Source organism: Variovorax pasteuri (assembly GCF_051216435.1).
Classification (GTDB): Bacteria; Pseudomonadota; Gammaproteobacteria; order Burkholderiales; family Burkholderiaceae_C; genus Variovorax.
The window spans coordinates 46,459-58,942 of sequence record NZ_JBPJZS010000009.1 but is presented as its reverse complement, the minus strand read 5'-3'; the positions used below and the strand labels follow the sequence as shown (position 1 = coordinate 58,942).

At 68.8% G+C, this 12,484-nt stretch carries 9 protein-coding genes; 1 reads left to right on the top strand and 8 read right to left on the bottom strand.

Annotated elements, in window-relative coordinates; genetic code table 11:
- Positions 1–9: 9 nt before the first annotated feature.
- Positions 10–975, bottom strand: a complete 966-nt coding sequence (locus tag ACSFBM_RS26920; RefSeq protein WP_435487145.1) for an AraC family transcriptional regulator — start codon at positions 973–975, stop codon at positions 10–12.
- A 78-nt stretch (positions 976–1,053) separates the two neighbouring features.
- Between ACSFBM_RS26920 and ACSFBM_RS26915 the strand changes: the two genes are divergently transcribed.
- On the top strand, positions 1,054–2,265 hold the full coding sequence (locus ACSFBM_RS26915) for a multidrug effflux MFS transporter (protein ID WP_435487144.1): 1,212 nt from the start codon (positions 1,054–1,056) through the stop codon (positions 2,263–2,265).
- Here ACSFBM_RS26915 and ACSFBM_RS26910 read toward each other — a convergent pair.
- The 7 genes from ACSFBM_RS26910 to ACSFBM_RS26880 all read right to left on the bottom strand — a co-directional run bounded on the left by ACSFBM_RS26910 (position 2,262) and on the right by ACSFBM_RS26880 (position 12,420).
- Positions 2,262–2,981, bottom strand: coding sequence for an ABC transporter ATP-binding protein (locus ACSFBM_RS26910; RefSeq protein ID WP_435487143.1), 720 nt, complete (start codon positions 2,979–2,981; stop codon positions 2,262–2,264). The two genes, ACSFBM_RS26915 and ACSFBM_RS26910, sit on opposite strands and share 4 nt — an antisense overlap.
- On the bottom strand, positions 2,978–3,733 hold the full coding sequence (locus ACSFBM_RS26905) for an ABC transporter ATP-binding protein (protein WP_435487142.1): 756 nt from the start codon (positions 3,731–3,733) through the stop codon (positions 2,978–2,980). Before ACSFBM_RS26905 ends, ACSFBM_RS26910 begins: the two co-directional genes overlap by 4 nt.
- A complete protein-coding gene (locus tag ACSFBM_RS26900; RefSeq protein ID WP_435487141.1) occupies positions 3,730–4,707 on the bottom strand; it encodes a branched-chain amino acid ABC transporter permease in 978 nt (325 codons plus the stop codon). The genes ACSFBM_RS26905 and ACSFBM_RS26900 overlap by 4 nt, the downstream gene beginning before the upstream one ends.
- Positions 4,704–5,624 (bottom strand): branched-chain amino acid ABC transporter permease, encoded by a 921-nt coding sequence (locus ACSFBM_RS26895; RefSeq protein WP_435487140.1) that lies wholly within the window; start codon positions 5,622–5,624, stop codon positions 4,704–4,706. Before ACSFBM_RS26895 ends, ACSFBM_RS26900 begins: the two co-directional genes overlap by 4 nt.
- Before the next feature lie 134 nt (positions 5,625–5,758).
- Entirely contained in the window at positions 5,759–6,964 is a 1,206-nt protein-coding gene (locus tag ACSFBM_RS26890) for an ABC transporter substrate-binding protein (protein ID WP_435487139.1), read from the bottom strand.
- Positions 6,965–7,166: 202 nt separating this feature from the next.
- Positions 7,167–7,406 carry a F0F1 ATP synthase subunit C gene (atpE, locus tag ACSFBM_RS26885; protein WP_435438917.1) on the bottom strand — a complete coding sequence of 80 codons (240 nt, stop codon included), beginning with the start codon at positions 7,404–7,406 and terminating at the stop codon, positions 7,167–7,169.
- 307 nt (positions 7,407–7,713) lie between these two features.
- A complete protein-coding gene (locus ACSFBM_RS26880; protein ID WP_435487138.1) occupies positions 7,714–12,420 on the bottom strand; it encodes an RICIN domain-containing protein in 4,707 nt (1,568 codons plus the stop codon).
- Positions 12,421–12,484: the final 64 nt, after the last annotated feature.

Sequence of the window (12,484 nt, the reverse complement as noted above, 5' to 3'; positions counted from 1 at the left end):
CGACCGGCCTCAAGCCGCCGCGGCGCCTTGCCTCGCACGCGCCTGCGTGCGAAAGCGCCCGGGGCTCTCGCCGATCTCGCGCTTGAACGCCGCGCTGAACGCCGTCTCCGACTGGTAGCCGATGCGCTCGGCGATGCGCGCGATGCCCTCGTCGCTGTGGCGCAGCGCATTGCGCGCCACCGTCATGCGCCAGCCGCCCAGGTAGTCCAGCGGCGTCGATCCCGTGAGCGCCTTGAAGCGCACCGCGAAGGCCGTGCGCGACATGCCCGCGGATTGCGCCAGCCGCTCCACGGTCCACGGCTGCGCGATGTCGCCGTGCATGCGCGACAGCGCGCAACCGATGCGCGCATCGGCCATCGCGCCCAGCCAGCCTTCGGGCTGCGGCGCATTCGCCAGGTGCACGCGCAGCGCCTGCACGAGCACCAGCGCGGCAAGGTTGGTGCGCGCAATCGATGCGCCCGGCCGCAGCTCGGCGGTTTCCCAGCCCAGCAGGTCGAGCAGGCCCACGAGCGGGCGCGCGCCTGGGTCGCTCGCGCGCAGGTGGATGAGCGGCGGCAGGTGGCGCAGCAGCAGTTCGCCTGCTTCGCCGTCCAGCGTGAAGCGGCCGGTGGCCAGTGTCACCGCCGGCCCTCCGTCCGGCCCCTCGCCAGCGCCCTGGCCCTCGTAGCGCAGCACGCCGTCGGCGCCCCGGTGATCGCGGCTGACCTGGACGCCGTCCTGCAGCGGCCCCGGCGGATCGGTGCACGCCATGAAAGGCTGGCCGTTGGTCAGCAGGAAGAAGTCGCCCGCCTCCAGCAGCACCGACGCGTCCGCGCCCTCGATCTGCATGCGCAGCCGGCCCGTGAGCACGCAGCCCAGCTTGATGTGCGAGGCGTAGCGCGGATAGCGAAAGGCCCACAGGCCGCGCGCCTCGAAGCGCGAGGACAGCGTGCTGCTCACCGTGAGCATCGAGAGCACATCGGACAACGGATCCATGGTGTTTGTGTACGGATGAATAAGAAAAACGGTCTTTTGATTATTCAATCATTCAGCCTGAAGCGCGAGCATTGAGCCATGACCTCTTCGAACGCTCAACTTTCACGCTACGCCGTCGTGCTGGGCCTGCTCACCGCGATCGGCCCCTCGGCCATCGACATGTACCTGCCCGCGCTGCCCGTCATCGGCCGCGCGCTCGGCGCCGACGCGCATGCGGTGCAGGCCAGCCTGATGGCCTTCTTCATCGCCACCGGCGCGGGGCAGCTGGTGGCCGGGCCGCTGTCGGACATGTTCGGGCGCAAGCGGCCGATGTATGTGGGCCTGGCCGTGTTCGTGGCCGCGAGCATCGGTTGCGCGCTGGCACCGGGCATCGGCGCGCTCATCGCCTTTCGCTTCCTGCAGGGGCTCGGGGCCTGCGCGTGCATGGTCACGCCGCGCGCCGTGGTGCGCGACCTGCACACCGGCACCGAGGCGGCGCGGCTGATGTCGCTGCTGATCCTGGTCTACAGCGTGTCGCCCATCCTCGCGCCGCTGGCCGGCAGCGTCGTGGCCGAGGCGGCCGGCTGGCGCGCGGTGTTCTGGGTCGTCGCCGCGCTCGCGGTGCTGGCCGCGGCCATGGTGGCGCTGCTGTTGCCCGAGACGCGTCCGCCGGCGGCGCGCGCACACAGCAGCCTGCGCGGTGCGCTGGCGGGCTACGGCGTGCTGCTGCGCGACCGGCACTTCCTGGCGGTGGCCCTCATGGCCTCGCTCACGCTGTCGGGCTTCTTCGTCTACGTGGCGAACTCGTCGTTCGTGATGAGCGTGCACTTCGGCGTGTCGCCGCGCGTGTATGCGGTGCTGTTCGCGCTGAATGCGGTGTCGATGATCGTGGTCTCGCGGATGAACGGCTGGCTGGCGGCGCGCTTCGGCATCCGGCGGGTGCTGCGCGCGGCGGTCATCGCGGCGGCGGCCATGGCGGGCTTGCTGCTGGTGCTGACGCTGGCGGGTGTCGACCGGCTCGGTGTGCTGGTCGGGCTGCTGATGGGGGTCTACGGCCTCAGCGGCGTGATCGTGCCGTCGACCTTCGTGGTGGCAATGGAAGGGCATGCGGCGCGCGCCGGTACCGCATCGGCATTGCTCGGCACGCTGAACTTCGTGGGCGGCGCGGTGGCGATGGCGCTGGTGTCGCCGTTCGCGAACGGCACGCCGTTGCCAATGGTGGTGGGCGTGGCGTGCTGCTCGTTCGGGGTGCTGGTGCTGGCGCTGCGCACGCTGCGACGCGCGCAGGTCGCGTCACCTGCCGGGGCCTAGACGCCCAGGTACCGCGTCCACAGCGACCGATCGGCATCCAGCGCGGCCGAGTCGCCCTGCCACACCACGCGCCCGCGCTCCAGGATCACGTGGCGGTTGGCCAGCGGCAGCAGGCGCTGCACGTACTTGTCGACCACCAGGATCGCTTCGCCCTCGGCCTTGAGCGTGGCGATGCAGTGCCAGATCTCCTCGCGGATCACCGGGGCCAGGCCTTCGGTGGCTTCGTCGAGGATCAGCAGGCGAGGGTGCGTGGAAAGTGCCCGCGCAATGGCCAGCATCTGCTGCTCGCCGCCCGAGAGCTGGTTGCCCGCGTTGGCCTTGCGCTCCGACAGGCGCGGAAACAGCCCATACAGCGCCTCGACCGTCCAGCGCGGCGCGCTGCCCGGACGCGGCCGTGCAAAAGCGCGCAGGTGCTCTTCCACGCTGAGGTTGGGGAACACGTGCCGCCCCTCGGGCACGATGGCCACGCCGCGCCGCGCAATGGCGTCGGGCTTGTGCCCGCCGATGGCCGCGCCGTCGAAGTGCACGCTGCCGCGCATTGGCGAGAGCGTGCCCGTCAGCACCTTCAGCAGCGTGCTCTTGCCCATGCCGTTGCGGCCCAGCAGGGCCAGCACTTCGCCGGGGCGGATGTCGATGTCGATGCCGAACAGCACCTGGCTGGCGCCGTAGCCGGCTTCGATGGATTTCGCTTCCAGCAACGTGGACTCCGCGCTCATGAATGACCTTCCGCTTCGGTGCCTAGATAGACGGCCTGCACATCCGGGTGTCCGCGCACCTCGTCCGCCGTGCCGCTCATCAGCACGCGCCCCTGCACCAGCACCGTGAGGCGGTCGGCCAGGCGGAACACCGCGTCCATGTCGTGCTCGATCAGCAGGATGGCCATCGATGCGCGCAGCGATTCGATCAGCGCCACCATGCGCGCCGATTCGTCCGGGCCCATGCCGGCCATCGGCTCGTCGAGCAGCAGCAGCTTGGGTTCGGCGGCGAGCGCCAGCGCCACGTCGAGCGCGCGCTGCGCACCGTGCGGCAAGGTGCCCGCGATGCGCTCGCGTTCGCCGCCCAGGCCCACGCGGTCGGCCAGCGCCACCGCGCGGTCGACGAGGTCGCGCTCCTTCGCGCGCGGCGCCATGAAGCGCAGGCTGCTGCCCGCATGGGCCTGCGCGGCGAGCATCAGGTTGTCGTGCACCGTTTCCTTGGGGAACACGCGCGTCACCTGGAAGCAGCGCGACATGCCCGCGGCCACGCGCTGGTGGTCCTTGAGCGCGGTGATGTCCCGCTCGTCGAGCAGCAGGCGGCCGGCGTCGGCCTTCAGCAGCCCGGTGATCAGGTTCACCAGCGTGGTCTTGCCCGCGCCGTTCGGTCCGATGAGCGCATGCACTTCGCCGCGCTCCACCGTGAGGTTCACATGGTCGGTCGCCAGCAGGCCGCCGAAGCGCTTGACCAACCCTTCGATTCTGAAAAGGCTCATGACTGGCTCCCTCGTCCCTCTGGGGAGAGGGGCCGGCGGCGCTTGTAGACGGCAGCCAGTCCCTTGGGCGCCCACAGCGCGACAGCGATCAGCAGCAAGCCCAGCGGCATGTGCCAGTGCTCGGTCTGCTGTTTCAGGAATTCCTCGAGCACCAGCCACACGACCGCGCCCACCGGCCCGCCCCAGCTGCGCCCCAGCCCGCCGATGACCACCATCACCAGCAGCGTGGCCGACTGCGTCCAGTGCATGGTCGCCGGGCTCACGAAGCCGTTGCCGCCCGCGAGCAGCGCGCCGGCCAGGCCCGCGATGGCACCCGCGATGGCAAAGGCCACCAGCTGCAGGCGAAACACCGGATAACCCAGCGCGCGCATGCGCGTCTCGTTGTCGCGGATGCCCATGATCGCGTGGCCGAAGCGAGACTGCGTCGCGCGGTGCAGCCACCACAGTGCCAGCGCCACGATGGCCAGCACCACCCAGTAGAAGTTCGACTCGTTGCCCAGGTCCAGCCCCGGCAGCAGCACGGGCCGGCTCATGAGCGTGTAGCCGTCGTCGCCGCCATAGCGGCGCAGCGACACCACCACGAAGTACAGCATCTGCGCGAAGGCCAGCGTGGTCATGATGAAGTACACGCCGCGCGTGCGCAGCGCCACCGTGCCGATCAGCGCGGCCACCAGCCCCGCGACCAGCGCGGCGGCCGGCCACAGGATCCAGCCCGACAGCACGCCCGCATCGCTGAGCGCCACCACCGTGTACGCACCCACGCCGATGAAACCCGCATGCCCCAGCGCCACCATGCCGCCGAAGCCGAGGATGAAGTTGAGGCTCGCGGCGGCGAGCGCCACGATGAGCACGCGACGCACGAAGCCGATGTAGAACTCGAGCCCGAACAGCGGTGCCACCAGCGGAAACGCCGCCAGCAGCACGAAGAGCAGCCCGAGGCCGATGTAGCGTGAGGATGAGAGAGAGGACTTCATGCGCGCGCCGAGAACAGGCCCGAGGGCCGGAAGATCAAGACCACCACCATCAGCGCGTACATCGCGACTTCGGCGAACAGCGGTCCGAGGTCGGCCGCCGTGGCCGGGGGCAGCGTGGCGCGCAGCAGCATCGGCACGAAGGCGCGCCCCACGGTGTCGACCACGCCCACGAGCAGTGCGGCCACGAAGGCCCCGCGCACCGAACCGATGCCGCCGATCACCAGCACCACCAGCGCCGGAATCAGGATGGCCTCGCCCATGCCGACCTGCACCGCGACGATGGGCCCCATCAGCGCGCCGGCCAGCGCGGCCAGTGCCGCACCGAGCAGGAACACGCCGTTGAAGATGCGGCCCACGCGCACGCCCATCAGCTCGGCCATCGGCCGGTCGGACGCGCCCGCGCGCACCCGCATGCCGATGCGCGTGTGATTCACCAGCAGGTAGAGCGCCAGCGCCACCAGCAGCCCGCCCACGAGGATGACCAGGCGGTACGAGGGGTAGGGCAGGCCGTCCATGAGTTCGATGGGGCCGGAGAGCGCGGCAGGCGTCGGCGCCATCACCGGCGAGGGGCCCCACACCATCTTGACGATGTCGTCGGCCACCAGGATCACGCCGAAGGTGGCGAGCACCTGTGCGAGATGGTCGCGCGTGTAGAGCCGGCGCATCAGCAGCACTTCGAGCAGCAGCGCCACCACCACCGTGACCGCCACCGCGATGACGATGGCCGCGGTGAACGAGCCGGTGCGCGTGTGCGCCTCGGCAGCCACATACGCGCCCGCCATGAACAGCGAGCCGTGCGCGAGGTTCAGCACGTCCATGATGCCGAACACCAGCGTGAGGCCCGCGGCCAGCAGGAACAGCATCAGCCCATAGCCAAGGCCATTGAGCAGCTGCTCGAGAACAAGAATTCCACTCATAGAAGAACCAACAGGTTTGCCCGCGTTTTCATTCAAGGAACACCGAGGAACCGGCTTCGCCGGGCCTCAGGTGTTGCCCCCGGTAGGGGGAAGGAGTAGCGGACACGAAGTGCCGCGAAGCCTGGGGGCGAGCTTTACTTCAGCGGGCACTTGTCGGCGTAGGAGTCGCCGTAGTTGGTCAGCACCGTGTTGATCAGCTTGTTCGTGACCTTGCCCTGCGCGTCCTTGCCGATCACGCGAAGGTAGAAGTTCTCGATGGGGTAGTGGTTGTTCGCGTACTTGAAGCTGCCGCGCGTGGAGGCGTAGTTGGCCTTCTTCAGTGCCGCCACCACGGCTTCGCGGTTCTGCGCGTTGCCGCCCGATTGCTTCACGGCCGCGTCCATGGCCAGGATGGCGTCATAGGCCTGCGCCGCGTACACCGACGGGTAGCGGCCGTTGTATTCCTTGCGGAAGGCGGCCACGAACTGCTTGTTGGCCGCGTTGTCCAGGTCGTGCGCCCAGTGCGAGGTGTTGAACAGGCCGAGCATCGGCTCGCCCACGGCACCGATTACGTCCTCGTCGGCCGAGAAGCCGCTGGTGACCAGCGTGATGTCCTTCGACAGGCCCGCGCCCACGAACTGCTTGATGAAGTTGATGCCCATCGCGCCGGGCAGGAAGAAGTAGATGGAGTCGGGCTTGGCCGCGCGCAGCTGCGCGAGTTCGGCGGCGTAGTCGATCTGGCCGAGCTTGGTGTAGAGCTCGTCGGCCACCTGGCCCTTGAACTGGCGCTTGAAGCCGCCCAGCGCGTCCTTGCCGGCGGGGTAGTTGGGGGCGATGAGCACGGTCTTCTTGAAGCCGCGGTCCTGTGCGAACTTGCCGGCGGCCTCGTGGAACTGGTCGTTCTGGTAGGCGGTGCCGAAGAAGAAGGCATTGCACTGCGCGCCCGCGAACTGGCTGGGGCCGGCGTTGGCCGAGAGGTACGGCACCTTGGCGGCGAACAGCGTCGGGCCCACGGCCAGCGCCACGTTGGAGCCGATGGGGCCGCTGAAGATGTCGATCTTGTCGCGCTGGATCATGCGGTCGACCAGCTGCTTGGCCTGGTCGGGGCTGCCGGCCATGTCGGCCTGCACGAACTCCACGTCCTGCCCGCCGAGCTTGCCGCCCAGCTGCTTGATGCCGAGCGCGAAGCCGTCGCGCGCCTCGGCGCCGAGTGCCGCGAATGGCCCTGAGATATCAAGGGCCAAGCCCACCTTGACCGGCGCGGCCATGGCCGAGATCGAGGTGCCGAGGGCTGCGCCGCACAGCAGCAGCGAGAGCAGGGTGCGCGGCAGCGCGGGCGACTTCGGGGACAGATGGCTCATGGATTCTCCGGCGAGGAAGGGGTGAAACGACGCATCGGCACCGCTCCCTGCGGCACCGTCAACATCGAACCGTTGATAGCTAAATACTTTAACCATAAACAATTCGGTGTCAACGGTGCTAGCACGAATGGTGCCAGTGGTTCATGTCACTTCCTGGTGCGCGGGCCCTGTTTTGCGGGGCCTCGCGGGGCGCCTCACCGGGTCAGCCGAACGGGTTGGCGGTGGCGAACCACAGGCCGATGCCCGTGGCGATGATGAAGGCGCCGTCGGTCACGCCCGCCACCAGGAAGAACTTGGTCTGCAGCGTGTCGACCAGCTCGGGCTGGCGCGCGGTGCTCTCCAAGAACTTCTGTCCGACCAGCCCGATGCCCAGGCACGAGCCGAGCGCCGCGATGCCGATCAGCAAGGCGACGGCGAGGGGAAGGATGTTGAAGCCGGTCATGGTGTTTTCTCCTGGGGGTTGGTGAATCGATGGAGGTACTTTTCCAGAGAGGGTGCGCACGGTCCATGACGTGAGAGGTCATGCGCAGGGCGCCGCGCGAACGAAAAAAGCCGGCCGTTTCAACGGCCGGCCTGTCGTGGAACACCGCGGAACCGGCTTCGCCGGGCCGCAGGTGTTGCCCCCGGTAGGGGGAAGGAGCAGCGACACGAAGTGCGCGAAGCCTGGGGGCGAGCCCAAGCTCGGCCTGGGGGCGAGCCCAAGCTCGGCCTGGGGGCGAGCCCAAGCTCGGCCTGGGGGCGAGCCCGGTCTACTGAATCTGCGCCCAGTTCTGGTTGTTGCCGCCGTTGCAGGTCCAGGTGATCAGCGCCGTGTCCTGCGTGGTCGAACTGTTCGGCACGTCGAGGCACGAACCCGAGGCCCGGTTCTTCAACGCGCCGCCGACCACGCTCCACTGCGCCGTGTTGCCCGCCGAGCAGGCCACCTGCACCACCGGTGCGTTGGTGGTGGCCGTGCCGTTCTGCGCCAGGCACAGCCCGCTGTGCTCGGCCACGAACTGCACGTAGCCGCCGATGAGCGGTGTCACCGTGAACTTCTCATGGCTCGCGTTGCCGCAGGGCCATTGCACCGCGGTGGTACCGCTGGCCGCCGCGCCGCCCTTGATGTTCACGCACATGCCGCTGAGCTCCGAACGCAGCTGCGCGACGAACGGCGGGGCCGTGTCCAGCGAGCGCACGTACTCGCGCAACGCCACCACGTCTGATGGCGGCAGGCTAGACGCATTGCCGTGCCCGCCGGCCAGCACGTCCTGCAGCGTGGCCGCCTGCCCGTTGTGGAAGAACGATGCGGCGTTCCAGGTGCCCGACAGCGTCGGTGTGTCGAAGCCCACGCCCGCCAGCGGCTGGTTGATGCCCTTGCCCGACGAGAGCTGGATGGTGCCCACGTCGTGCCGCAACCCGTCGCGCAGCGTGCCGCCGGTGTGGCAGGTGGCGCACTGCGCGGTGTTGAACACGGTCTGGCCGCGCACCGCCTCCACGCTCAGGCTGCCGTCCGACATGCGCGCGGGGCTGCGCAGGTACTTGTTCAGCGAGCCCAGGTAGGCCGCCAGGTCGTCCAGCTGCGCGTTCTTGCCGGCCTTGGGTGCGCCCAGCGGGTCGGAGGTGGCCGTGAAGTCGGCGTTGCTCAGGAAGCCGGTGCCGCCGAACTCGTTGCGGATGTCGTGCTCGAAGTCCTGCACCTCGTCGAAGTTGGCCGTCCAGTGCAGCTTGCCGTGGCTGGTGCCGCGCTTGCCCTGCAGGCTGATGGTGCGGCGCAGGCCCTCTCCGCGCTGGGTGAAGTCCCACACCATGCCGTCGTCGCCGCCGTCCGCGTGGCAGCTCGCGCAGGAGATGTAGTTGTCCTTGCTCATGCGCCGGTCGGAGGCGTTGTAGAACACCTGCTTGCCGCGCAGGGCCGCCGCGGCCATCGGCTCCGTGGCCACCGTCTGCACCGTCTGCAGGAAGGTCGGGGCATTGCTTTCGGACGTCAGCACCGTCGCCACGTCGTGCACCGTGACCGAGCGCGCGAGGAAGTTGTTGACGAACAGCCGCTTGCGCACCGCGTCCAGGTACAGCCCGTGCGGCGCGCTGCTCGCGTTGATCTCGCCGCGCACCGAGCGCGTGTAGCTGTCGACGATGGCCACGCGGTTGCCCTCCATCTGCGCCACGAACAGGTAGTCGCCCGCCGGGGAGAACAGCGCGGCGCGCGCGGGAGCGCGGTCGTCGAAGTCGATCTGCTCGTCGAACTTTTCCGTCGCCTGCTGCAGGTCGACCTGCGACAGGATGGAGCGCACCGTCTGGTCGTGCACGAGGTTCGTGCCGTCGCGGAATTTGCCGCGCACGATGTTGTCCTTCTTCGATGGCAGCACGGCGCGCGTGCCGTCGGGCGAAATGACCACCTGGCTCAGGTAGTTGGCCACGCCGCGCGCGCGGCTCTCGGTGTCCACCGTGGTGGTGTCCACCGGCAGCGCGATGGTGCCTATCGCGCTCAGGCTCTGCAGGTTCACCTTGTGCAGCTGGCCGCCGGTGAGCTTCGACTTGAAGCGCGTCACGTAGGCCACCTGCGAGTCGGCGCTCACCGCGATGCCGCGCACCTCGCCCTGCAGCGGCACGGTGCCGGTGGCGTTGCCGTTGGCGGGGTCGAAGCTCATCAGCGCCGACTTGCTCTCCAGCGTGAGCAGGCCCTTGGTACCGTCAGGCGTGAAGATCACGCCGTAAGGTCCGCTGCCGTAGCCCAGCGACACCGTGGCGGAAACGGCGCCGTCGGCCGCGTTCAGCGCCACCAGCTTGTCTTCGCCGTGCACCGACACCCAGATGCGGCCGTCGGGCCCCACGGCCAGCGTCTTCGGCTCGTCGCCCACGCGCGTCTCCCAGCGCTTGGCCAGGGTCTGCGCGTCGATGGCGGCGACCGTGCCGCTGTCGGGGTTGACCGAATACACCGAGTTGGCGTCGCCCGCGATGTTGGTGGTGTGCGTGGGCGCGCGCGCGGTGACCGGTGCGATCACCGTCACGTTGTACGTGTAGTAGCTTTCGCGGCCCGCCGTGTCGCGCACCGTCAGCGTCACCGTGTAGTGACCGGGGCTCGTGTAGGTGTAGGTGTAGCCCGGCTGGCTCGCAAAGGCCGTCTGCGTGCCGTTGCCGAAGTTCCAGCGGTACTGCGCGCCGTTGGCGCCCAGCGTGGCGGGGGCGAACACCAGCTGCCCGTTGACCACCTTCGGCCCGCCGCCGATGCCGGGGTCGCCGATGATGGCCTGGCTGCGCAGCGTGGCGACCTCGGCGTCGTTCAGCACGCGCCCGTACACGCGCACTTCCGCCAGCGTGCCCTTGAAGAGGGCCGCGTTGCCCTGGATCTGGCCCAGCACCTGGAACTTGTTCGACAGGCCCTTGTTGCCGGTGAGGCCTGCAGACGAGGTCTTCACGCCGTCGACGTACACCGTCTGCGCGCCCGAGGCCGCGTCGCGCGTCAGCACCACGTGGTGCCAGGCGCCGTCGTTCACCGCCGCGGCGGAGGTGGTGCCCGCCTCGTTGCCGACCGACAGCTTGATGCGCCCGCCGGTGTCCAGCCAGCCCCAGAACACGTCGTCCGTGCCGCTGACCTGGTCGCGCCCGAAGAGGCCGGGTGCGGTCCACGAATTCGCGGCGCCGGCCTGCGTGGTCTTCATGTAGAAGCTCAGCGAGGCGGTGCCGCCCAGCACGGTGGCCACCGTGTCGTTCTTCAGCGGCACGCCCGCGGTGCGGTTGGCGAAGTTCAGGCCGATGCTCTCGAAGGCGTCCCCCGAGACCGGCGTGCCGTTGTTGGCGCCGATCTGATCCGAGAGGTTGCCCGCCAGCGTCCAGTGGTGCATGAGGCTGATGTCGGTCGCGTTGCCGGTGTGGAACACCGAGGTGTAGTCCGCACCGATGGCGTTGCCCGCATAGTCCTTCACGCCGTTGGCCGGCAGGAACACCTCGTAGCTGGTGCCCGGCTGCAGCGGCTGCTCGGGGTGGAAGTTCACGATGCCCAGCTGCACGCTGTAGGTGCCCGCCAGCGTGTTGCCGCCCACCGGCCGCACGATGAAGGTGTTGGCGTTCACGCTCTCGGGGCGGATGTTGTCGGTCATGCCCAGGCCGATGCGCGAGGTCAGCGCCTGCTGCTTCGCGCCGTTGGCGGGCGAGACCTGTTTGACTTCAGGCTTGGTGGTGTCGGGATCGACCTGGTGCACGATGAAGCCGCTGCCCGAGCCGTGGTCGTTGCCCACGAAGACGAGGTTGCCGAACATCGCGACCTGTCCGTTGTCAGAGTGCGAGAAGTTCGGGTCGTCCTCGCGCAGGATGCTGCCGCGGCCCACCTCGACGTGGTTCAACGGATTGCTCACGTCCACCTTGTGGATGCGGGTCTGCGCGCCTTGAATGACGTAGTTGTCCTGCGTGGCGCAGTACAGCTGTTCGTCGATGACGAGCCGGTTGTCCTCGGGCACGAAGCGCGAGCGGTCGCTCAGGTCGTAGCTGTACATCTTGGCGCCGCTGTTGCGCGCGGAGGTGTGCAGGTTCCTGCCGTCGAAGCAGGTCGCGTAGTAGAACGGCGTGGTGCCCACGATGGCATCGAGCACCTTGGGGTTGAGCGGGTCGGAGATGTCCAGGCTGGCGAAACCGCCGTTGCTTTCCATCGCGGTCAGCACCATGTGGTTGCCCATCGTGAAGATCGGGCCGATGCGAAAGCCGCCGAGCTCGCCGGTGGGTACGGGGTTGGGCTTGCCCGTGCCGCGGTTCGCGACCACGGCATTCGCGGGGTCGCTCGCATCGACGATGAAGATGCCGCGGCCCGCCGAGGCCACGTACAGGTAGGGCGCCTGCCACCACAGTTGCCAGGCCACGTCTTCGTAGTCGCCGCCGTTGACGCCGGGCAGTGCCAGCTTCTTCACCTGCTTGATGTCGTTGATGTCGGTGAAGTCCCAGAACTCCACGCCGTTGATGCTGGGCAGCACCACGTACGTCTTGCCGCCGATCTTCGCGGTGCCGAAGGAATGGGTCTCGCGAAACTCCTTGGTGCGGGCCTCGGGCTCGTAGATCTTCTTGACGAGCTGGATCTGGCGCGGGTTCGACACGTCGTACAGCAGGAAGCCGCCCGGGCCGAGGCCGCTGTCCGGCGCGAAGGAGGTGAGGAAGTAGCCGTTGATCATGATGCCCGCGTTCATGCCGTAGTCCTTGCGGCCCGGGTACGTGGCCGGCACCTCGCGCGACTCGTAGGCGGCGCTGTGCGCGGGATCGAGCGGATGCGCGGCGCTCGTGATCATCGACACCGGCTTGAACAGTTCGGCCGAGGTGTAGGTGAGGTTGCCCAGGCCGGGCCCCTGCACCGGGAGCGGGTCGGCCACGGCCTGGGCCACCGCCGTGGCCATGTTGTTCAGGGTCGTCATCGGACTGACCCCGGTGATTGCCGCGTGCGTCAGCAGCGTGACGAATGGCAGCAGGAACGCCATCAAGTAATACCGGATTTTCATCGTCGCCTCCAGGTTGTTGGGTCACTCGCAAAAGTGCGCGCGCAGGGGCGCACCCGGCCGGCGG

Excerpts from the sequence above, each read along its gene's own strand:
- atpE (WP_435438917.1), bottom strand. The coding sequence starts at position 7,406 with ATGACCGGCTTCAACATCCTTCCCCTCGCCGTCGCCTTGCTGATCGGC.
- ACSFBM_RS26920 (WP_435487145.1), bottom strand. The coding sequence starts at position 975 with ATGGATCCGTTGTCCGATGTGCTCTCGATGCTCACGGTGAGCAGCACG.
- ACSFBM_RS26880 (WP_435487138.1), bottom strand. The coding sequence starts at position 12,420 with ATGAAAATCCGGTATTACTTGATGGCGTTCCTGCTGCCATTCGTCACG.
- ACSFBM_RS26915 (WP_435487144.1), top strand. The coding sequence starts at position 1,054 with ATGACCTCTTCGAACGCTCAACTTTCACGCTACGCCGTCGTGCTGGGC.
- ACSFBM_RS26895 (WP_435487140.1), bottom strand. The coding sequence starts at position 5,624 with ATGAGTGGAATTCTTGTTCTCGAGCAGCTGCTCAATGGCCTTGGCTAT.
- ACSFBM_RS26890 (WP_435487139.1), bottom strand. The coding sequence starts at position 6,964 with ATGAGCCATCTGTCCCCGAAGTCGCCCGCGCTGCCGCGCACCCTGCTC.
- ACSFBM_RS26910 (WP_435487143.1), bottom strand. The coding sequence starts at position 2,981 with ATGAGCGCGGAGTCCACGTTGCTGGAAGCGAAATCCATCGAAGCCGGC.
- ACSFBM_RS26905 (WP_435487142.1), bottom strand. The coding sequence starts at position 3,733 with ATGAGCCTTTTCAGAATCGAAGGGTTGGTCAAGCGCTTCGGCGGCCTG.
- ACSFBM_RS26900 (WP_435487141.1), bottom strand. The coding sequence starts at position 4,707 with ATGAAGTCCTCTCTCTCATCCTCACGCTACATCGGCCTCGGGCTGCTC.